The 19,497-nt window shown below is 71.2% G+C and carries 18 protein-coding genes and 1 tRNA gene; 5 read left to right on the top strand and 14 right to left on the bottom strand.

The genetic code is table 11. From position 1 onward, the window contains the following. The first annotated feature begins 184 nt into the window (after positions 1 to 184). Positions 185 to 796 carry an antibiotic biosynthesis monooxygenase gene (locus ACYVK7_RS00660; RefSeq protein ID WP_460885745.1) on the top strand — a complete coding sequence of 204 codons (612 nt, stop codon included), beginning with the start codon at positions 185 to 187 and terminating at the stop codon, positions 794 to 796. Positions 797 to 799: 3 nt separating this feature from the next. Here ACYVK7_RS00660 and ACYVK7_RS00655 read toward each other — a convergent pair whose 3' ends face one another. After that, a complete protein-coding gene (locus ACYVK7_RS00655; RefSeq protein ID WP_460885744.1) occupies positions 800 to 1,648 on the bottom strand; it encodes a glycerophosphodiester phosphodiesterase in 849 nt (282 codons plus the stop codon). Positions 1,649 to 1,838: 190 nt separating this feature from the next. Here ACYVK7_RS00655 and ACYVK7_RS00650 point away from each other — a divergent pair, with 190 nt between their 5' ends. Continuing rightward, on the top strand, positions 1,839 to 2,336 hold the full coding sequence (locus tag ACYVK7_RS00650; protein WP_460885743.1) for a hypothetical protein: 498 nt from the start codon (positions 1,839 to 1,841) through the stop codon (positions 2,334 to 2,336). Here ACYVK7_RS00650 and ACYVK7_RS00645 read toward each other — a convergent pair. Together ACYVK7_RS00645 and ACYVK7_RS00640 are read right to left on the bottom strand one after the other, a co-directional pair. Beyond that, complete coding sequence (locus ACYVK7_RS00645; protein ID WP_460885742.1) at positions 2,311 to 3,759, bottom strand: FAD-binding protein; 1,449 nt, start codon at positions 3,757 to 3,759, stop codon at positions 2,311 to 2,313. The two genes, ACYVK7_RS00650 and ACYVK7_RS00645, sit on opposite strands and share 26 nt — an antisense overlap. A 288-nt stretch (positions 3,760 to 4,047) precedes the next feature. Continuing rightward, positions 4,048 to 4,120 (bottom strand) — tRNA-Lys (locus ACYVK7_RS00640). Between the two features lie 183 nt (positions 4,121 to 4,303). On the opposite strand from ACYVK7_RS00640, the gene ACYVK7_RS00635 reads away from it, so the two are divergent. Continuing rightward, positions 4,304 to 4,627, top strand: a complete 324-nt coding sequence (locus tag ACYVK7_RS00635) for an iron-sulfur cluster biosynthesis family protein (RefSeq protein ID WP_460885741.1) — start codon at positions 4,304 to 4,306, stop codon at positions 4,625 to 4,627. 96 nt (positions 4,628 to 4,723) lie between these two features. Here the strand turns inward: ACYVK7_RS00635 and ACYVK7_RS00630 are convergent, their stop codons facing one another. Then, positions 4,724 to 5,491, bottom strand: a complete 768-nt coding sequence (locus ACYVK7_RS00630) for a M50 family metallopeptidase (protein ID WP_460885740.1) — start codon at positions 5,489 to 5,491, stop codon at positions 4,724 to 4,726. 187 nt (positions 5,492 to 5,678) lie between these two features. On the opposite strand from ACYVK7_RS00630, the gene ACYVK7_RS00625 reads away from it, so the two are divergent. Together ACYVK7_RS00625 and msrB are read left to right on the top strand one after the other, a co-directional pair. Then, on the top strand, positions 5,679 to 7,178 hold the full coding sequence (locus tag ACYVK7_RS00625) for a DEAD/DEAH box helicase (RefSeq protein WP_460885739.1): 1,500 nt from the start codon (positions 5,679 to 5,681) through the stop codon (positions 7,176 to 7,178). Between the two features lie 154 nt (positions 7,179 to 7,332). Beyond that, the gene (msrB, locus tag ACYVK7_RS00620; protein WP_460885738.1) at positions 7,333 to 7,731 is read left to right on the top strand and encodes a peptide-methionine (R)-S-oxide reductase MsrB; all 399 of its coding nucleotides are present in this window, start codon (positions 7,333 to 7,335) and stop codon (positions 7,729 to 7,731) included. A 33-nt stretch (positions 7,732 to 7,764) separates the two neighbouring features. Here msrB and ACYVK7_RS00615 read toward each other — a convergent pair whose 3' ends face one another. The 10 genes from ACYVK7_RS00615 to mshD all read right to left on the bottom strand — a co-directional run bounded on the left by ACYVK7_RS00615 (position 7,765) and on the right by mshD (position 19,457). Further along, positions 7,765 to 8,310, bottom strand: a complete 546-nt coding sequence (locus tag ACYVK7_RS00615) for a MarR family winged helix-turn-helix transcriptional regulator (protein WP_460885737.1) — start codon at positions 8,308 to 8,310, stop codon at positions 7,765 to 7,767. An 81-nt stretch (positions 8,311 to 8,391) separates the two neighbouring features. Continuing rightward, positions 8,392 to 10,008 carry an MDR family MFS transporter gene (locus tag ACYVK7_RS00610; RefSeq protein ID WP_460885736.1) on the bottom strand — a complete coding sequence of 539 codons (1,617 nt, stop codon included), beginning with the start codon at positions 10,006 to 10,008 and terminating at the stop codon, positions 8,392 to 8,394. Then, a complete protein-coding gene (locus ACYVK7_RS00605; RefSeq protein WP_460885735.1) occupies positions 10,005 to 10,508 on the bottom strand; it encodes a MarR family winged helix-turn-helix transcriptional regulator in 504 nt (167 codons plus the stop codon). The genes ACYVK7_RS00610 and ACYVK7_RS00605 overlap by 4 nt, the downstream gene beginning before the upstream one ends. Positions 10,509 to 10,714: 206 nt before the next feature. Continuing rightward, positions 10,715 to 12,154, bottom strand: coding sequence for a sugar porter family MFS transporter (locus tag ACYVK7_RS00600; RefSeq protein WP_460885734.1), 1,440 nt, complete (start codon positions 12,152 to 12,154; stop codon positions 10,715 to 10,717). A gap of 99 nt (positions 12,155 to 12,253) precedes the next feature. Beyond that, the gene (locus tag ACYVK7_RS00595) at positions 12,254 to 13,258 is read right to left on the bottom strand and encodes an inorganic phosphate transporter (protein WP_460885733.1); all 1,005 of its coding nucleotides are present in this window, start codon (positions 13,256 to 13,258) and stop codon (positions 12,254 to 12,256) included. A 1-nt stretch (position 13,259) separates the two neighbouring features. Then, positions 13,260 to 13,877: a DUF47 domain-containing protein gene (locus tag ACYVK7_RS00590; protein ID WP_460885732.1), complete on the bottom strand. Its 618-nt coding sequence runs from the start codon at positions 13,875 to 13,877 to the stop codon at positions 13,260 to 13,262. 338 nt (positions 13,878 to 14,215) lie between these two features. Further along, positions 14,216 to 14,815: a hypothetical protein gene (locus ACYVK7_RS00585; RefSeq protein ID WP_357470117.1), complete on the bottom strand. Its 600-nt coding sequence runs from the start codon at positions 14,813 to 14,815 to the stop codon at positions 14,216 to 14,218. A gap of 92 nt (positions 14,816 to 14,907) precedes the next feature. Beyond that, positions 14,908 to 15,942, bottom strand: coding sequence for an NUDIX hydrolase (locus ACYVK7_RS00580; protein WP_460885731.1), 1,035 nt, complete (start codon positions 15,940 to 15,942; stop codon positions 14,908 to 14,910). Further along, a complete protein-coding gene (locus ACYVK7_RS00575; RefSeq protein ID WP_460885964.1) occupies positions 15,939 to 18,245 on the bottom strand; it encodes an RNA degradosome polyphosphate kinase in 2,307 nt (768 codons plus the stop codon). Before ACYVK7_RS00575 ends, ACYVK7_RS00580 begins: the two co-directional genes overlap by 4 nt. Before the next feature lie 213 nt (positions 18,246 to 18,458). After that, positions 18,459 to 19,457, bottom strand: a complete 999-nt coding sequence (mshD, locus tag ACYVK7_RS00570) for a mycothiol synthase (protein ID WP_460885730.1) — start codon at positions 19,455 to 19,457, stop codon at positions 18,459 to 18,461. Between the last annotated feature and the right edge of the window lie 40 nt (positions 19,458 to 19,497).

Raw genomic sequence — 19,497 nt, 5'->3', positions numbered from 1 at the left:
AGGGGGATGGTTCTCTGCGGCAATATTCAATGTTGAACGTCCGTCCAAGAGTTGCGGAACCCCCTTCGCGGAGGCGTGCCTCACAATTACTGGGACCAGACTGTGGGGTAGCGGTGAAAGGCCGACAACCTGGGGTGTGCGCGCTCACATTGAGGGCCGGGAGGCCATGCGTGAGACTTCGAGCATGGCCCAACACGACCAGGCCGCGAACGGATCCGTGCCCACCCCCGCCGGACAGTCCGTCACCGTGTCCATCCATCGCATCGTCCGTCCCGAGCACATCCCCGAGGTCACCGCGTGGGTGCAGTCGGGCGTCAACCTCGCCAACCGCTGGGACGGGTTTCTCGGCTCCGGCTGGATCCGCGCCGCCGAGGGGTCACGCGACTGGCACATGCTGTACCGCTTCGCCGACGCGGACCGGCTCGCCGCCTGGGAGCAGTCCGCCGAGCGCCGCGAGTGGCTGGCGCAGGGCACAGGGCTCGTCGAGGAGCTGCGCTACCAGCAGCGCACGGGCATCGAGGGCTGGTTCGACGACCCGTCCCGCACCGACGAGCCCGCCGACGTCGCGGCCGCCGTGGTGCCGCCCCGGTGGAAGCAGGCGACGAGCATCTGGCTCGGGTTCTTTCCGGTGAACCTGCTGTTCACCGCCCTGTTCACCAATCTGGTCCCCGGCTGGGGCGACGTGTCGCTCGTGCTCAAGGTGCTGATCTCCACGCTGATCCTGACGCCGATCATGGCGTACTGGGTGCTGCCGTGGGTGACCCGCCGCCTGCACGGCTGGCTGCACCGCACATAGCGGTCAGGCGGTGCCCGCGACGACGCGCTGTGCCGGCACGCGACGCCGGCGCAGGCGGATCCCGCCGCGGCTCGGCACCGCCGGGGCCACCGGATGGTCGGTCCGGCCGGTGAGCCAGCCGGCGAGCCGCTCCGGCCGGTCGGTGATGACGGCGTCGACGCCCGTGCCGTCGTCGGCCGAGACGAGCGTGGTCCACGCCGCCGGATCGTTCGCCGTCCAGGACATGACCCGCAGGCCGGCGGCGTGCAGGCGCGACACCAGCCGCGGGCTGCCCGCGACCGTGGCGACCGACGGGTTGCACGCGACGACGCGCAGACGCTCGCACAGGCGCAGCAGGCCGGGCGGGTCGAACGAGACGAGCAGACCGCCGGGCAGGTGGGGAGCGACGTCGCGCACCGTGGCCACGGTGCCCGGCCAGAAGCTCTGCACCAGCACCCGCTGGTCGAACCGTGCCGAGGCGATCGTGGTGGCCACGCGCTCGACCTGCTCGACGTTCCACGACCCCTTGAGCTCGAGCAGCAGGTCCGTCTCCGGGTGCCGGGCGAGCACGGCGAGCACGTCCGAGAGCGTGGGCACGTGCTGACCGGAGAACGCCGGGGCGAAGCGGGAGCCCGCGTCCAGGCCGAGCACCTCGTCCGACGTCAGGGCGGAGACCTTGCCCGTGCCGTCGGTCGTGGCGTCGACGGTCTCGTCGTGGATCACGGCGCCCACGCCGTCGGCGGTGGGCTGAAGATCGATCTCCACGGCGTCCGCGCCCGCGCGACACGCGGCCTCGACCGCGGCGAGCGTGTTCTGCGGGGCTACCGCGGAGTACCCGCGGTGCGCGATGACTGCTGGACGAGCGACGGTCATGCTGACCTCCGGGTCTGCGGTTCTACCGCCACGCTAGGCCGACGACCCACTGCTTCCCAGGGCCTGCGCGCGATCTTCCGGGAGTGTTCCGGGACAGTTCACCGCCAGGCCCCGAGGGGGCCGTGTCGGTCATCCGCGCGAAACCCGGTGGATGCGCGGATTCCCGGCGTCGGATGGTTTCATGTGCGACATGGTCCGACCTGTCACCTTCGCCTCGGCTCGCCTCCGGGTCGGCACGGCACTCGTCACGGGCGCCACCGCCCTCGTAGCGCTCACCGGTTGCTCGGGCGACGGTGCGGCGGACGCCGGGGCGAGCACGGCGCCGTCCAGCGGGGCGAGCGCGACGGCCTCCGCCCGCCCCGATCCCGACGCGCCCCTCGACGCGAACGAGGCCTGCGCGGCCATGTACGTCTACGGCGACAAGACGCTCGAGGAGCGGATCGGCACGGCGCTCGTCGGCGCGAGCGACGGGCTCGACGGCACGTCAGCCGACCAGATGCATGCGATGGCGATGGAGCTCGGGCGGCTCGGGTCGCGCGTGCCCGAGGAGTTCCAGGCTCCGGTCGAGCAGATCAGGGTGCCGTTCCTGCAGCTTCAGGAGGAGCTCGACCTCGCGAGCGGCGCGGAGATCGAGCTCGACGTCGCCTCGACCGTCGAGGGCCTCAAGGAGTACCAGAAGCTCTGCTGACGCTCTCGAAGATGCCCTGGCCCGGCGTGAGCACCCGGCGCGGGTCGAACCGGGCCTTGGCTCTGCGCACGGCGGGCCAGCGGTCGCCGAAGTGGGCGCGCCAGTCGGCCGGGGTCAGGTGCAGCGCGTTGACGGGATAGCTGGTACCCCCTGCGGCGAGGACCCGGGCGTACAGCGCGTCGTTCTCGGCGATGAGGCGCTCCGCCTCGGCGTCGTCCGGCGGGCTCACGGCGCGGAGCAGCGCGAGCAGGAAGAACACCGGGCCCTGGGGAACCATCACCTGGGGCCGCGTGATCAGCGAGCCGTTGGTCGGGTAGAGCAGCGCGACACCGCCGGCGTCGGCCGGTGTGAGCGTCGTGAGCAGCTCCGTCACGATCTCGTCCGTCGCCTCGTCCGGCACGAGGACGTTGAGCCACGGGCTGGGCAGCCGGAGTGCCTCGATCTGCTCGACGGTCTCGTAGATGCGGTTCAGCCACTCGAAGTAGGTGACGTCCGCGACGTCCACACCTGACGGGTGGAGGCCGGCCAGCAGGACGTCGTCGTCCGGCGGTTCGCCGGTGAACCACGCCCCGCCCTCCAGGACGAACGTGAAGCCGTCGTCGTCCGTCGGGACGAGCTGGCCCTCCAGGTAGTCGAACCGGCCGTCGGCGAGGACGGTGCGCTGGGCGGCGGTCAGGTCGGTGACCTCCGGGTAGGTCAGCGTGTACACGCGGGCCATGGCGGGGGCGGGGACGAGGCGGACGGTCGCCCGCACGATGACGGCGAACTGGCCCAGCCCGCCGAGCACCGCCTCGAACAGGTCGCGCTCGTGGTCGGCCGAGCAGGTCACGAGCCGCCCCTCGCCGGTGACGACCTCCAGCTCGATCGTGTTGTCCACGAGCAGGCCGAAGTGCTGGGAGGCGCCGCCGATGCCACCGACGCACAGGGTGCCACCCACCGAAAGGCCGAGGTAGTCCGTGCTGACGGGCGGCGCGACACCCTCGGCCAGGGTCGCACGGACCAGCTCGAGCCACTGCACACCGGCGTCGACCACCGCGCGGTCGGGCGCAATCTCGTGGATCGTGGCGAGCGTGCGGAAGTCGATCACGACGCCGCCGTCGGTCTGCGCCTGGCCGAACGTCGAGTGGCCCTGGCCGCGCGCGGCGATCGTGAGGCCGTGCTCGTTCGCGAAACGCACCACCGTGACGACGTCGCGGACGGAACCCGGCCGGAGCACCGCGCGGGGGCGCCGGCGGGCCAGGTGCCCGTAGTCGGTGGCCGCCTCGTCGAGGGACTGCTCGTCCGTGACCAGCTCGCCGTCGAGGTGCGGGATCTGGATCGCCGCGGTGTTCTCCGGGAAGCTGGTGAGCCAGTGCGATGTCACCGGGTCGAACGCGACGACGGCAGCGCCTGCCAGAAATGTGCGGCGATCGAGCTGTGCCATGTGAGCCCCTCAGCGTCGGGTGGGCGACCACGGTACCGGTAGCGGACCTCCCGATGGTGCTCGTTCCGTGGACGTGCTGTCACGACGGATCGCGAGAGGATGAGCGGCAAACTGCCTGCGGCCACATGCCAGGCACGCCATCTTCTGCGGAGCACGCCCTGGTCCACCTGTCCGGGCTGATTCCGCGGACCAGGGCGTGCTCCGCAGAGGATGGCGTGGCCGACCGCGCTCAGCCTCAGCCGACGGCCCGGCCGCCTGGTGGATGCCCTGGTGACGGCGCTGTCAAGGTGGGCCCCCCGGGGATCGAACCCGGAACCCGCGGATTAAAAGTCCGCTGCTCTGCCAGTTGAGCTAGAGGCCCGCGTGCCCGGAGTCCGGGCGGCGCGAGAAGAAAGCCTACCGGTCAGCTCCGCCGGCGCCGTCGCGCTCGCCCAGCGGGGCACCGTACGGCCTCCGTGGACGCCTGTCATGCGCTGTCTCACCCATCGGGAGGTATCGGGCTAAATGCGTCTCACGCTTGCGGTGTGGTGGTGGGCTTGGTTCGGTGGACGAGACCGCGGAGAACCAATGTGAGGAGCTCAACGTGCTCACCGTGACCGACAATGCCCGTACGGCCGTCCAGGACCTTGCCCAGCAGGCTGGCGTGCCGGTCGAGGGCGGGCTGCGCATCGCGCAGGCGTCCGGCCAGCCCGGCAACTTCGAGCTCGCGCTGGTTCCGGCCCCGCAGCCCGACGACCAGGTCGTCGACGCCTCGGGCGCTACCAACGTGTTCGTCGAGGCGCAGGCTGCCCCTGCTCTGGAGACGCTGACTCTTGACACCGACCCCGGTGCCGAGGGCCCAGGTTTCGTGCTCACGCCGACGGCGTGACCTCCGGCGCCTGCTGAGGCGGCGCCGCATAGTCGACGAGCCCCCGTGCCGCTGCCTGACTGGCAGCGGCACGGGGGCTCGTCGTCGTGGTGCGGTCTACAGCGCGACGCCGAGGATCCACGACCCGCCGAGCACCAGGGCGCCCAGCGTGACGACGAGGAACATCGCCACCCAGAACAGGCCCGCGACGCCGGTCAGCCGGGCGAGCATGTCGGCGTCGGACGTCCGGGCGCGGCCACGGGAGCGTTGTACCTGCAGCTCGAACACGGGGCGCACGGCACCGAGCAGGAGGAACCACGTCACGGCGTAGGCGACGGCGCTCTGCACGGTGGGTTCGAGGAACCAGGTCACGAACACGAGCGCGGTACCGCTGACGAGGATCGACCACAGCCCGAACCAGTTGCGGATCTGCAGGAGCAGCAGGGCGAGGAGCAGGACGAGCAGCCACAGCAGTCCGACGGCATACCCGAGCTTCAGGAGCCACGCGGCGCCGAGACCGATGAGGCCAGGGCCCACGTACCCGGCGAACGCCGTGATGACCATGCCCGGACCGCGCGGCTTGCCGCGCGACACGGTGAGGCCGGAGGTGTCGGAGTGCAGGCGGATGCCCTCGAGCTTGCGGCCGGTGAGCAGTGCGCCGAGGCCGTGCGACGCCTCGTGGGCGATGGTGATGACGTGCCGCGTCACGTGCCACAGGGGCCGGAACAGCACGACGATCAGCGCGACGGCGCACAGGCCGAGCACCATGGGCTGGGGCGGCGCCTCGACCGGGGTGACCGCGTTGGTCCAGATGGTGCCGAGCACGTCACCGATGGCGGCGAACGGTCCGGCGGAGCTGGTCGCTGCGGGAATCATGCGCCACATAGAACCACACCGAACGTGACGTGCGCCGCAGCCACTGCCCCGCGGACGTGAGAGACTGTGCGGTCGTGGGCGGTTTCTGCTGCCCGACGTCGTGGCCCCGGCCCGGGTTTAGCACCCCAGCCGCCGGTGTGAGCACGGCGGACCACCGGCGCGATGCGCGCCGCCACCGAGCCCGAGAGGCCCATCCTTGACTACCTTTGCTGACCTCGGTCTGCCCGCGCCCGTCGTGCGCGTCCTGACAGACCGTGGCATCACCTCGCCGTTTCCCATCCAGACGGCGTCTCTGCCGGACTCCCTCGCCGGGCGCGACGTGCTCGGCCGCGGGCGCACCGGCTCCGGCAAGACCCTTGCTTTCGCGCTGCCCGTCGTGACCCGCCTCGCGACGTCCGGCGCCCGCGCCACCGCGGCAGGGCAGCCGCGTCGTGCGGCGGGCCGCCCCCGCGCGCTGATCCTTGCCCCCACGCGTGAGCTCGCGAACCAGATCGACGACTCGATCGCCCCGCTCGCCCAGGCCCTTGGTCTGAAGACCACCACGATCTTCGGCGGCGTGGCGCAGTCGCGCCAGGTCACCGCGCTCAATGCCGGCGTCGACATCGTCATCGCCTGCCCCGGCCGGCTCGAGGACCTGCTGGGCCAGCGTCACCTCACGCTCGACGACGTCGAGATCACCGTGCTCGACGAGGCCGACCACATGGCCGACCTGGGGTTCCTGCCCGGCGTGAAGCGCATCCTCGACCGCACGGGCTCCCGGACCCAGCGCCTGCTGTTCTCGGCGACGCTGGACAACGGCGTGGACGTGCTCGTCAAGCGCTACCTGCACCAGCCGGTCACCCACTCGGTGGACGACGCCGCCGCGCCGCCGCCGCAGATGACCCACCACATTCTCGCGGTGAGCGACAAGGACGCGAAGAAGAACGTGGTGCACCAGCTCGCGCAGGGCACCGGCCGGCGCGTGCTGTTCATGCGGACCAAGCACCAGGCCAAGAAGCTCGCCAAGCAGCTCACGGCCGCGGGCGTGCCCGCCGTCGACCTGCACGGCAACCTCGGGCAGGGGGCACGCGAGCGCAACCTCGCGGCGTTCTCGTCGGGTGCCGTCCGGGTGCTGGTGGCGACGGACATCGCCGCCCGCGGCATCCACGTGGACGACATCGAGCTCGTGGTGCACGTTGACCCGCCCGCCGAGCACAAGGCGTACCTCCACCGCTCCGGCCGGACGGCGCGAGCGGGTTCCGGCGGCGACGTCGTGACCATCATGCTGCCCGAGGAGCGGGGGGACGTGCGTGACCTGACCCGCAAGGCGAAGATCACCGCTCGCCCCCAGGACGTCCGCCCCGGCGACGCGACCGTGACCGGCCTGGTCGGCGAGGTCGCCCCGTACGTGGAGTACGTGCCCCCGGCCCCGCAGCCGCAGGGCCGCCAGGGTCAGCCCAGGAAGCAGAACGGACGCTCGCGCTCCGGCGGTCAGGGCACCGGCCAGGCGAGCCAGGGCGGCGGCCGGCAGAGCCAGCCGCGCGCTCAGGGCACCGGCCAGGCGTCGGGGCAGCGCGGGGGCGCACGCCCGTCGTCGGGCGGCGGGCGCGCCGCTGACCACTTCCCGCGGCCGGACGGCGCCGGAGCGCCCCGCCGTCGTCGGCGTGGCGGCCGTGGCCGCGGAGCGGGCAACCAGAGCGCCTCGGCCGCGAGCTGACGGCAGAACGCCGCGAGCCAGCGGTAGAACAAGGAGTCAGGCCCACAGGTCGTGAGTGACCTGTGGGCCTGACCCGTCCCCGGGGCGGCGCGAGCTCGCCCGGCGGGAACAGCGGGAGCCGGTGGACGGTTGGAATGCGCGGAGGTGTCGACACATGACGTACAAGGTCTCGAAGTCCGACCAGGAGTGGCGTGAGCAGCTCTCGGCCCAGGAGTATGCCGTGCTGCGGCAGGCGGGGACGGAGCGGGCGTGGACCGGCGAGCTGCTCGACGAGAAGCGGTCGGGCGTCTACCGCTGTCGCGCGTGTTCCGCCGAGCTGTTCCGGTCGGACACCAAGTTCGACTCGCACTGCGGCTGGCCGTCGTTCTACAGCCCGCTCGCGGGTGACTCCGTCGAGCTGATCGAGGACCGTTCGCTCGGCATGGTGCGCACCGAGGTGCGCTGCGCCGCCTGCGGCTCCCACCTGGGACACGTCTTCGACGACGCGCCGCAGACGCCGACCGGCGACCGGTTCTGCATGAACTCGGTGAGCCTCACGTTCGAGGAGAGCTGACGTCCGAGGCGAGGTGACGTCGGACGGAGCGGTTCAGCGACCGCTCTGCTTCCACGCCACGATGTCCGCCGAGTAGCGGCCCAGGAGGCTGGCCAGCTGGGCCACGTCGTCCGGGTCCCAGGTGGCGAGCGCTCCCTCCAGCATGGCGACCCGGCTGGTGCGCGCCTGGTCGAACCGGGCGGCGCCGTCGGGCGTCAGGGTGATGCGCTGGCCGCGGCTGTCCTCCGGGTCGACCGTGCGCTCGACCAGGCCGAGCTCGGCCAGGCGACTGAGCTGTCGGGACACGGTGGCGCGTCCGACGCCGAAGAAGGTGGCGAGGTCCGAGCCGCGCGCACCGGGCCGCTCGGCGATGTGCGCGAGGATCGGGTAGGCGCTGGCATCGAGCTCCGGGTGCACGCGGCGGGCGATCGACGCGCCCGACGACTGCGCACGGCGGATGAGCAGCCGGATCTCACGTTCCAGCCCCTCGTACGGGCCCCTGCCGGCCCCGTCGTCGCCGGCGACCTCGCCCCCGGCGTCGTCGCCGGAGGCCTGGACGTCGGACGTGTCCGTGCTGGATCTGCCTCTACTCGGGAGCATGGGCCCATGATGACGGGTCAAAGGCTCTGAACACAGCCCAGTAGCCTGAAATCCCCCGTTCGCCCTGCCTTGCCGGTGTCCTCAGGCGCCGGCGGTGTCCAGCTCCTTGAGCTGGTCGATGCCCGACCGGTGGTCCAGCGGGACCTCCTTGATGAGGGACACGCAGATGAGCGCGACCACGGCCAGCGGGACGGCGGCGAGGAAGATGTCCGCGATGCCGTTCGCGTACGACTTCTCGATCACCTCGACGAGGATGGGCGGGAGCACCGACAGGTCCGGTAGCGCTCCGCCTCCCGACTGCAGCGCGGTCGGGTCGATCCCTTGCTTCGCCAGCTGCGGGGCGATCTCGGTGACGCCCTCCTTCAGACTGCCCTGCACGCTGTGCCCGAGGATCGCGCCCAGCGCGGAGACGCCGATCGCGCCGCCGAGCGACCGGAAGAAGGTCACCGTGGACGTGCCGCTGCCCGAGTCCTTGATGTGCAGGGTGTTCTGGGTCGCCAGCACCATGTTCTGCATCAGGAGGCCCACTCCGGCGCCCAGGATGAACAGGTAGACCGACACCAGCACGAACGAGGTGCGGTAGTCGAGCGTCGACAGGAGCAGCAGGCCGGCCGTCAGCGAGATGGCACCGCCGACCATGTAGGGCTTGTAGCGGCCTGTCCTGGAGATGAGCTGCCCACCGATCGTGGACGACAGGAACAGCCCGACGACCATCGGGATCGTGTACAGGCCGGACTCCGTGGGCGTCTTGCCCCGTGAGAGCTGCATGTACTGGCTGAGGAACACCGACGAGCCGAACATCGCGACGCCCACCGCCACCGAGCCGACGACGGCCAGCACCAGGGTGCGGTTCTTGAACAGGTACATCGGGATGAGCGGGGTCCTGACCCGCAGCTCGACGAACACGGCGACCGCGAGGACCACCAGGGCGCCGCCGGCCAGGACCGCCGTCTGCCAGGAGAGCCAGTCGAACTCCGTCCCGGCGAACGTGATCCACAGCAGCAGGGCCGCGATCCCCACGGAGATCAGCGTGGCACCGGCGATGTCGATCCTCTCGGCGCCGCGCGGGCGCTTGGGGAGCCGGAGCGTCATCTGCAGCACGATGATCGAGGCGACGGCGAACGGCAGGCCCACGAAGAAGTTCCAGCGCCAGTTGATGGCGTCGGTGAGGAACCCGCCGAGGACCGGGCCGCCGACCATGCCGATACCCATGATCGAGCCCATGAGGCCCATGTACCGGCCGCGCTGGCGGGGGCTGATGATGTCGGCGATCAGGATCGCGGACAGGGACTGCAGGCCGCCGGCCCCGATGCCCTGGAAGGCACGGAAGGTGATGAGCTGCCCGGCGTCCTGGGCGAACCCGGCAGCCGCGGCGGACAGCACCGAGATGATCAGGGCGATCTGGATCAGCGTCTTGCGGTTGGTGAGGTCGGCGAGCTTGCCCCAGATCGGGGTGGAGATCGTCGACGTCAGCAGGGTGGCCGTCACGACCCACGTGAAGGCGGACTGGCCGCCCCCGAGGTCGGTGATGATCTTCGGCAGCGACGACGAAACGACCGACATCGCCAGGACGGAGACGAACATGCCGAGGAGGATCCCGGACAGCGCCCTGAGCACCTCGCGGTGGGACATGGCGGGCGGCTCGCCCTGGAGGTGTTCCGGTTCCGCCACGAGCGGCTGGGTGGTGGGGCTGGTCATGCGGGCTCCTGCTGGGTCTGGGGTGATCTCCGGAGTGCGGTGTCCGCACTGATGGTGTCGACGAGGCGGTCGAGCGTGCGCATCGCGTCGGTGAGGTCCTCGGGCGACCAGGCGGCGAACGCCCGGTCGATCAGGTTCGTGTAGGCGGCGGAGGCCTCTGCCGCCAGCGCACGGCCCGACTCGGTCAGCTCCACCGTGCGGACCCGGCGGTCCTCGGCGTCGACGGTGCGGACGACGTAGCCGGCGTCGGCGAGTGTGCTCACCTGGCGGCTCGCGACGGAGAGGTCGACGCGCAGGTGTGCCGCGACGTCGGTCAGGGAGGCCGGGCCGCACTTGGTGAGCAGGTGCAGCACGGCCACGCCGGACCGCGGCCAGTCGAGCTCGTGGGCGATGTGCGCCGCCGCCTCGCGCTGGGCGCGCGAGAGGCTCTGGAGCGCGGAGACCAGGGCGACGGCCGGGGGTTCTGTGCCGGACGGTGCCCGGCGCACGGGGGAAGTCATGGTGCCTCGCAGACGCTCGGCGCGGTTGATTGCTTAGGGCAACTGTATCGCGATGGTTGCCGGATGCAAGTGTTTTGCCGGAGCCGGTTCGAGATCGGCCGTGTGACCTGTGCGACACCGTGTGACCTGTGCGGCACCGTGTGCGGGCACGGAAAGACGGCGCCGCCCCGGTGGGGCGACGCCGTCCGTGCGGGTGAGGAGGCCGGTCAGGCCTTGGTGCGGCTCGCCTCGGTCATGTCCTCGAGCTCCATGCCCTTGGTCTCCGGCACCTTGGTCAGCACGAAGAAGAAGCTCAGGGCCGCGAAGCCCGCGTACATGAGGTAGGGCACACTGGCGCCGAAGGCGGACAGCATCGGCGGGAACGTCATGGTGATGGCGAAGTTGGCGATCCACTGCATCGCCGCGGCGACCCCGAGGGCTGCCGCCCGGATGCGGTTGGGGAACATCTCGCCGAGCAGCACCCACACGAGCGGGCCCCACGACGCGCCGAAGAAGACGACGAACGCGTTGGCGCAGATCAGTGCGATCACGCCCCAGGGACCGCTGAGCGAGATGTCGCTGCCGGAGCCGGTGGCCTGCGTGAAGGCGACGGCCATCAGGCCGAGGGACACCGTCATGCCGGCGGAGCCGATGAGCAGCAGCGGGCGGCGGCCGACCTTGTCGATGAGGGCGATGGCGATGAACGTGACCGCCACGTTCGTGACCGCGGTGATGGTGGAGACCAGGAACGCCTGGCTCTCGTCGAACCCGACGGCCTGCCAGAGCGTGGTCGAGTAGTAGAAGATCACGTTGATGCCGACGAACTGCTGGAAGACGGACAGCAGGATGCCCACCCAGACGATCGGCTTGAGGCCCAGCGAGCTGCCGCGGAGGGAGCCCTGGGCGGCGTTCGCCTCGTCGATCGCGATGCTGCGGTGGATCTGGACGAGCCGGTCGTCGACGTCCTCGTCGGGTCCGAGCACGCTGGCCAGGACGGCGCGCGCGTCGTCGTCGCGTCCGTTGGCGGCGAGGTAGCGGGGCGACTCCGGGATACGCAGGGCGAGGATGCCGTAGACCGCGGCCGGGACGACCGCCACCAGGAACATCCAGCGCCACGCCTCCCACCCGAGCCAGAGCACGTTGGCGGCCCCGCCGGCCGACTCGGCGAGGATCTGGTCGGAGAGCAGCGCGGCGAAGATGCCGACGGTGATGGCGAGCTGCTGCAGCGAACCGAGCCGGCCCCGCATCGCGGCCGGCGCGATCTCCGCGATGTAGGCCGGTGCGATGACGGACGCGATTCCGATGCCGAGGCCGGCCATGAAGCGCCACAGGGCGAGGTCGAGGGCGGAGAACGCGATGGCCGACAGGATCGACGACACGAAGAACAGGATCGCGCCGAGCACCATGACGCGTGTGCGGCCCCAGCGGTCGGCCAGCCGCCCGCCGGACCACGCGCCGAGCGCGCAGCCGAGCAGCGCGATGGCGACCACGATCCCGGTGACCGAGGGGTCGAGGGCGAACTGGCCCTCGATGGCGTTGACGGCACCGTTGATCACGGAGCTGTCGAACCCGAACAGGAAGCCGCCCACCGCGGCGGCGAACGCGAGGGCCGTCGCCTTGCGGTGGGCTGATCTCGCGCCGACCGGCGCCGATGGGGCGGTGCTCATACGACCGATGCTAAGCAGCGTCCGGCGCGAGTCGCGCGCCGAGCCGTCGGCGGCCGGACGGAGTCCCGGTCTGGTTCGCCCTGGTCCAGGCGGTTCGGGTCACGCGAGGAGGGGGTGCAGCGCCCATGTCGCGAGCGCGGCGACGAGGGCGGCCGCCGGGATGGTGAGAACCCAGGCGACGGCGATGTTCTTGGCGACGCCCCAGCGCACGGCGGACAGCCTGCGGGTGGCTCCGACGCCCATGATGGCCGACGTGATCGTGTGCGTCGTGGAGACCGGGGCGTGCAGCGCGAACGCGTTGACGTACAGCACGAGGGCCGAGACCGACTCGGCGACGAACCCGCGGGCGGGGTCGAGCTCGATGATCTTGCGGCCGAGCGTGCGCATGATGCGCCAGCCGCCCGAGTAGGTGCCCGCGGAGATGGCTGCCGCCGCGGACAGCTTGACCCAGAGCGGGATGCCCTCGTCCGCGTTGGCCCACCCCACCGTCAGCAGCGCCAGGTAGATGACGCCCATCGTCTTCTGTGCGTCCTGGAGACCGTGGCCCAGCGCCATCGCGGCCGCCGACGCCGTCTGCGCGATCCGGAAGCGCCGGTTCGTCCTGGCTGGTGCCGCGTAGCGGAAGATCCACATGACGCCGACCATGACGGCGAAGGCGAGGCCGAAGCCCACCAGCGGCGAGATGATCATGGGCAGCACCACCTTGTCCACGATCGCGGACCAGTAGACGCCCATGCCGCCCGCGATCCCCGCGCCGACCAGCCCGCCGATGAGGGCGTGCGTCGACGACGACGGCAGGCCGAACCACCAGGTGATCAGGTTCCAGACGATCGCGCCGAGCAGCGCGCACAGGACGACGGTGAGCTCGCCGTACGTGCTGGCGCCGCCCAGGTCGACGATCGACGTCGCGATGGTCTCCGCGACCTCCGTGCCGAGGAGGGCGCCGGCGAAGTTCATGGCGGCCGCCATGACGAGCGCGACACGCGGGGTCAGCGCCCGGGTCGACACCGACGTCGCGATCGCGTTGGCGGCGTCGTGAAACCCGTTGGTGAAGTCGAAGGTCAGTGCGAGCGCCACCACGAGGACAACAAGGGCGAGCTCCAACTCAGGACTCCTTGAGCGCGATGGTCTCGACCATGTTCGCGACCTTCTCGAAGCTGTCGGCCGCGTTCTCGAGGACGTCGACGATCTCCTTCAGCTTCATGAGCTGGACCGGGTCGCCCGCCAGGTCGTCGAAGAGCTGTGCGATGAGCTTGCGGTGCAGCTTGTCCGCCTGGTTCTCGAGGCGGTTCACCTCGACCCAGTAGTCGGCCAGCTTGTCCATCGAGCGCAGGCGCGGCATGGCCTCGGCGGTCAGCTCCGCGCACCGCTGCAGGACCTGGACCTGCTCGGAGACGCGGTCCGGCAGACCGCCGACCTTGTACAGGACGATGAGGTCGGCAGCCTCGTCCATCTCGTCCATGCAGTCGTCCAGCGCCGAGGCCAGGCCGGAGATGTCCTCGCGGTCGAACGGCGTGACGAAGGTCTGGTTGAGGCGCCGCATGATCGAGTGTGTGGCGTCGTCCGCCAGGTGTTCGACCTCGTGCATCTCTTCGGCGAGCTTCTCCCGACCTGCCTTGTCCGCGCCGAGCAGCTCCGCTAACAGGGACGAGCCCCTGACGAGGTGCTGGGCCAGGGCGGCGAGTAGATCGAAGTACGTGGTGTCGCGCGGAGTAAGGCGCACGAGGGCTCCCGTTCTAAGGGCTCTGGAACAGGCTCAGCGTAGAGCTGTTGCCGACTATCGCCAATTTGCAAGGTCGCACTTTGGTAACCCGTGACAAACGGCACAGGTCTGCGGGCAGAGCTCCTCGCCCGGCTCGCGCCGGTCAGGAGGGAGAGGTGAGAGCGACGCCGAACCGGGAGCGCCTCTCGGCGCGGGGCCGCTCGTAGCGGCTTGAGGTGGAGCCCGGGGCTACCGCAGCCCGGCGTCGCCTGCACCATCCTAATGGCGTGTGCGGATCTGCCAAGGGGGTAGGACGTCACACCGTTCGTGTGCGCTGCTCGCCCGACGGGGTCTCCCGCCTATTCGAGGGAACCGGTTCGCCACAGGCCACCGGCGTGTTCCAGCTCTTCCGCGGTGCGCAGGAGCGAGCTGGCGCTGCGGGTCATCCGGGTAGCGCCCGTGGGGTCGGCGACCTCGCGGGAGTCCGCGTCGAACGCCGCGCCGGTCGACAGGATGCGGCAGAACGCGCCCGCGCGTTCGAGGGCGACGGCGAGGTCGCCGGTGAAGACGCCGGACAGCACGGCGTCGGCCAGGATCTGCAGATCACCGGGCTCCGGAGGGCTCGGGACGCCGGCGACGGCCTCCTGGACGGGGGCGGCCTCCACACCGAGTCGATACCTGAGCATGACGGTCGGCATGTCGCGGCGGACCCACTCGCGCAGCACGTACAGCCGCCAGAGCGCGCCGGGCAGGGAGACGGGGGCGGCGTCCGCCCAGAGGCCGGCCACGGTGTCGAGTCCCTCGTTCTCCACCAGGTGGATGAGTCGTTCCACGACCGTCGGGTCCTCGGTGGTGCGCGCCCGGTCGACGAGGGCGCGTGCCGTCGCGTGCGCGACCTCGTCACGCAGGGCGGGGTCGACCTCGCCGGGGAGCGCCTCGGCGTCCCGGGGGTCCAGCATGGCCGGCCGTCGCGGCCGTCGTGGTGGTCCTTGGTCGCTGCTCATGGTGACCGATAGTGCGCCGAAGTCGGGCGTGTGTCCACCACCGTCGGTCACCAGACCGGCGGGTCGACCTTTTCGGTCGCCACCACCCGCGGTCCTGCGGCGGTGTCAGCGACGTGGGCCACCAGAACCTCACCCGGCTCGAGGAACGGGTCGATCGTGGGCAGGGCGTCGGCCACCGCCCCCGACGCGTGCTGGCCCAGCACGTCGAGCACCGTGGGCAGGACGGGACGGTGGGTGCAGATCACCGACGACTCGGTGGTCTCCTCCAGCAGGTCGCGCACCGTCGCGGCGACGCGCGACGGCGACCGCTCGTGCTGTGCCTCGGTGAGGTACTCGCTGTAGCTCGGCCGCAGCCCGGAGGCCCGCACGTAGGGGTCGATGGTGGTGGCACACCGTTCCCACCGGGAGCTGATCACGTGCTCGACGCCGTAGGCCGCCAGCACCGGGACGAGCGCCGCCGCCTGCCCGTGCCCGAGCGGCGTGAGGGGACGGTCCCGCTCGGAGCCGTGCCACGCCGTGCGCGGTACCGCCCGGCCGTGCCGCGCGATGACGAGCGCACGAGTGTCGAGCATCCCCTCGGCCTCCGCGGCCACCAGGGCGTTCAGAGGGCCGCGGTCCGACGGCCGGGTGAGACGTCGCTCCGCCTCCGCCACGTCGATCCACTCGGTCCGGTCGACCTCGGTCCGGTCGACCGGCGCGACGGGCACCCGTGCGGTGAGGGCCGCGGAGTCGTGCCCTTTGCGGGCGCGGCGGGACGCCCAGTAGTGCACGCGCTTCACGCGCCCGTCTGGGGTGAGGTACTGCAGGCCGGGCAACGGCCTGCCGAGCACGATCTCCTTGCCAGTCTCCTCGCCGACCTCGCGGATCGCCGCACCCTGGAACGATTCCCCCGTCTCGAGCTTGCCCTTGGGCCACGACCAGTCGTCGTACCGGGGGCGGTGGACCAGCTGCACCTGGAGCCCGCCACCACGACGGCGCCACACGACCCCACCCGCGGTCATGACGACAGGGGTGTGCAGACCGGTGGCAGGGGAGGCCGACGCCGTCGGCCCCGTCCCCACCACCGTCCGGCGGCCGGTCACCGGGCAGGCTCGAGCCGGCGTCGCTGGCGCTGGATCAGCACCGCCTGCAGGTCGCGGAGACCGTTGCCGTCGGGGCCGGCAGAAGGACGTTCCCAGCTGCCGTCCGGCAGGAGGTGCCACGAGGCCGTCGAGTCGGCCATGGACTCGTCCAGCAGGCCGAGGATCTCGCCGACGTGGTTCGGGTCCGAGATCCGGATCAGCGTCTCGACCCGGCGGTCGAGGTTACGGTGCATCAGGTCCGCCGAGCCGATGAAGACCTCCGGTCCCGAGGCGGGTCCCTCGGCGAGAGCCGGGCCCACCGAGTTGGCGAACGCGAACAGGCGGGAGTGCTCCAGGAAGCGTCCGAGGATGGACCGCACCCGGATGTTCTCGCTCAGCCCGGGAACCCCCACCCGGATGGCGCAGATACCGCGCACCACGAGGTCGATCCGCACGCCGGCCTGGGAGGCGCGGTACAGGGCGTCGATCACGGTCTCGTCGACGACCGAGTTGATCTTCATCTTGACCCACGCCTCGTGGCCCGCGCGCGCGGCGTTCGCCTCCCGCTCGATGCGTTCCACCAGGCCGGAGCGGACGGCGCGGGGCGCCACGAGCAGCCGGTGGAACGTCGACTTCGGTGCGTACCCGGAGAGCTGGTTGAACAGGCGGGTCAGGTCCTGACCGACATCCGAGTCGCAGGTCAGCAGACCGTGGTCCGTGTAGAGACGCGCGGTCTTGGGGTGGTAGTTGCCCGTCCCGACGTGGCAGTAGCGCAGGAGCGAGCCGTCGGGCTCCTGGCGCACCACCAGCGACAGCTTGCAGTGCGTCTTGAGGCCCACGATCCCGTACACCACGTGCACGCCCGCCTCCTCGAGCTTGCGCGCCCAGGAGATGTTGGCCTCCTCGTCGAACCGCGCCTTGATCTCGACCAGGGCGAGCACCTGCTTGCCTGCCTCCGCCGCGTCGATCAGCGCGTCCACGATGGGGGAGTCGCCCGAGGTCCGGTACAGCGTCTGCTTGATCGCCAGCACGTGCGGGTCGGCGGCGGCCTGCTCGAGGAACGTCTGCACGCTCGTCGAGAAGCTGTCGTACGGGTGGTGCAGCAGGATGTCCCGGCGCCGGATCGCCGCGAACACGTCGGTCGGCTTGGCGCTCTCCACCTCGGCGAGGTGCCGGTGCGTGGACGGCACGAACGGCGGGTAGTGGAGCGGCGTCAGGTCCAGGTCGGCGATGAGGTTGAGGCCCGTGAGGTCCAGCAGGGCAGGCAGCTCGTAGACCTCCTCCTCCTTCACGCCCAGCTCCCGGACGATCAGGTCCCGGATGCGCGGGCTGATGTCCTTCGCGATCTCCAGGCGCACCGGCGGTCCGAACCGGCGCCGGAGCAGCTCCTTCTCCATCGCCTGGAGCAGGTTCTCGGCGTCGTCCTCCTCGACGTCCACGTCCTCGTTCCGCGTGACGCGGAACGTGTGGTTCTCCCGCACCTCCATACCGGGGAACAGGTAGTCGAGGTGCTGCGCGATGACCTCCTCGAGCGGCACGAACGACAGGGGCCCGCGCTGCGGGTCGGCCTTCTTCGTGCCGGGGCGGCGAGGCTTGCCCGACGCGTCCACCGCGATGAAGCGCGGCAGCAGCGGGGGCACCTTGACGCGGGCGAAGTGCTCCTTGCCCGTCGTCGGGTTCGCGACCACCACCGCGAGGTTGAGCGAGAGGCCCGAGATGTACGGGAACGGGTGGGCCGGGTCCACCGCGAGCGGCGTGAGCACCGGGAAGATCTGCTTGCGGAAGAACTTGTGCAGGCGCTCCTGCTCCTTGGCGTCGAGCTCGTTCCAGTGCACCAGGGTGATGCCCTCACCGGCCAGAGCGGGCTGCACCTCGTCCTCGAACACCCGCGCGTGCCGCTCCATGAGCGAGTGCGCCTCCTCCGAGATGCGCGACAGCGCCTGACGCGGGCTGAGGCCCGAGGCGCTCGTGACCGCGATACCCGTGGCGATGCGCCGCTTCAGTCCGGCCACGCGGACCATGAAGAACTCGTCCAGGTTCGACGCGAAGATGGCCAGGAAGCACACGCGCTCCAGCAGCGGGATGCGCGGGTCCTCGGCGAGCTCCAGCACGCGCCGGTTGAACGCGAGCCAGCTCAGCTCGCGGTCCGCGAACCGGTCGACCGGCAGCGGCTCCCCGAGGTGGGGCTCCAGCAGCGTGGTCCCGCCAGGGCTCTCCGCGATGTGCTCGGCGATGTGCGCGGCGAGGCTCTGGTCCAGCGAGTGCGGGTCCAGGATCTCCTCGGCCGAGGCCTCACCCTGCTTGGCGGGTGTGGTCTTGGGCATCGTCCTGGACGCCGCGGACTTGGCTGTCGCGGTCTTGGGCGTCGCGACGGGCTCGCCGTTCATGTTCTCTGCGCCTGTCGTGCGGGGGCTCTGCTTCATGAATCGGCCGTTCTTGTCCCGGGTCCGTGCGGAGGTGTGCCCAGCGCTGTCCTTCATGTGGTTCATGGTGTCACCGTTCGGTACACAGTGGGTGACGCTCTCGGAGAGCGTTCGTCACGGGCGGGCATACTGAACGTGTACGGCAGCCCGCGTGAAACCGGCCCGCTCGTACGTGGCGAGAGCCGGCGTGTTGTCGCCCTCCACGTACAGCACGGCCCGGGTCGCGCCGCTGCGCGCGAGATGCGCCAGCCCGACGTCGGTCATCAGCCGGCCCAGGCGGGCACCCTGCTGGTCCGGGTCCACGCCGAGCACGTAGATCTCGCCGTCACGGGCGTCGGCCGGCTGGCCCGGCTCCGTCTTGGTCCACACGAACGCGGCGGGCCCGGCGCCGTCCGGCCCACCGGGAGCTTCCTCCGGCTCGAGCAGGAGGAAGCCCTCCGCGTCGAACCACGGCTCACCCTGCCGGGCCCGCAGGTCGTCGAGAGTCATACGACCCTGCTCCGGATGGGTCGCGAACGCGCGGGCATTGACGCGGAGCCAGGCAGCGTCGTCGGCCCCCGGGCGGAATGCGCGCAGGCGGTAGCCGGCGGGTACCGCCGGCGGTACCGGTGCCGCCGTCCCCGCGGTGCTCGCCGTTCCCGCCGTGCTCTCTGCGACGAGCGGGCGCGCGAGGAAGCGGAGCTCGCGCACCGGGCGCAGGCCCGCCGCCCGAGCGAACGCACGGGCCTGCTCGAGGTCGCCGTGCGCCCACACACGCAGCTGCCTGCCGTGCTGGCCGGGCTCACCCGATCGGGACGGGAGCGTCACGTCGCGCTCGGCGGTCTTGAGGAGCATGCGGCCGTGGCCGTTCCGGCGGTGCTCCGGGTGGATCACCAGCTCGGCGCTCGCGGTGTCACCGGAGCGGTCGACCTGCACGTAACCGATGGTGCTGCCGGCCTTGGTGTGCGCGACGACGTGGGTGATCCACTCCGCGTCGGTGCCCAGGTTGAGCAGCGGCTGTTCGGAGAGCGGCGCGACGCCGTCGTGCGCCTCCGCGGCCGCGGCCAGGTCTCGGACGGCCTGCTGGGCGTCGGCGTCGAGCGGGCCGATCTCGATGGGGGCAGCGATACGCATGTACCCATCTTCCTGCATCTGCCGAGGTAGTCATGTGGCG

The organism is Promicromonospora xylanilytica, assembly GCF_054782895.1.
Note: the sequence above shows the minus strand (reverse complement) of the source record. Positions and strands in the feature narration are given on the sequence as shown.

What these genes read in the sequence shown, in the direction of transcription:
- ACYVK7_RS00660 (WP_460885745.1), top strand. Translation starts at nt 185, where the DNA reads ATGGCCCAACACGACCAGGCCGCGAACGGATCCGTGCCCACCCCCGCC.
- ACYVK7_RS00615 (WP_460885737.1), bottom strand. Translation starts at nt 8,310, where the DNA reads ATGCTCCCGAGTAGAGGCAGATCCAGCACGGACACGTCCGACGTCCAG.
- ACYVK7_RS00600 (WP_460885734.1), bottom strand. Translation starts at nt 12,154, where the DNA reads ATGAGCACCGCCCCATCGGCGCCGGTCGGCGCGAGATCAGCCCACCGC.
- ACYVK7_RS00650 (WP_460885743.1), top strand. Translation starts at nt 1,839, where the DNA reads ATGGTCCGACCTGTCACCTTCGCCTCGGCTCGCCTCCGGGTCGGCACG.
- ACYVK7_RS00575 (WP_460885964.1), bottom strand. Translation starts at nt 18,245, where the DNA reads ATGCCCAAGACCACACCCGCCAAGCAGGGTGAGGCCTCGGCCGAGGAG.
- msrB (WP_460885738.1), top strand. Translation starts at nt 7,333, where the DNA reads ATGACGTACAAGGTCTCGAAGTCCGACCAGGAGTGGCGTGAGCAGCTC.
- ACYVK7_RS00585 (WP_357470117.1), bottom strand. Translation starts at nt 14,815, where the DNA reads ATGCTGGACCCCCGGGACGCCGAGGCGCTCCCCGGCGAGGTCGACCCC.
- ACYVK7_RS00655 (WP_460885744.1), bottom strand. Translation starts at nt 1,648, where the DNA reads ATGACCGTCGCTCGTCCAGCAGTCATCGCGCACCGCGGGTACTCCGCG.
- ACYVK7_RS00630 (WP_460885740.1), bottom strand. Translation starts at nt 5,491, where the DNA reads ATGTGGCGCATGATTCCCGCAGCGACCAGCTCCGCCGGACCGTTCGCC.
- ACYVK7_RS00645 (WP_460885742.1), bottom strand. Translation starts at nt 3,759, where the DNA reads ATGGCACAGCTCGATCGCCGCACATTTCTGGCAGGCGCTGCCGTCGTC.
- ACYVK7_RS00605 (WP_460885735.1), bottom strand. Translation starts at nt 10,508, where the DNA reads ATGACTTCCCCCGTGCGCCGGGCACCGTCCGGCACAGAACCCCCGGCC.
- mshD (WP_460885730.1), bottom strand. Translation starts at nt 19,457, where the DNA reads ATGCGTATCGCTGCCCCCATCGAGATCGGCCCGCTCGACGCCGACGCC.
- ACYVK7_RS00610 (WP_460885736.1), bottom strand. Translation starts at nt 10,008, where the DNA reads ATGACCAGCCCCACCACCCAGCCGCTCGTGGCGGAACCGGAACACCTC.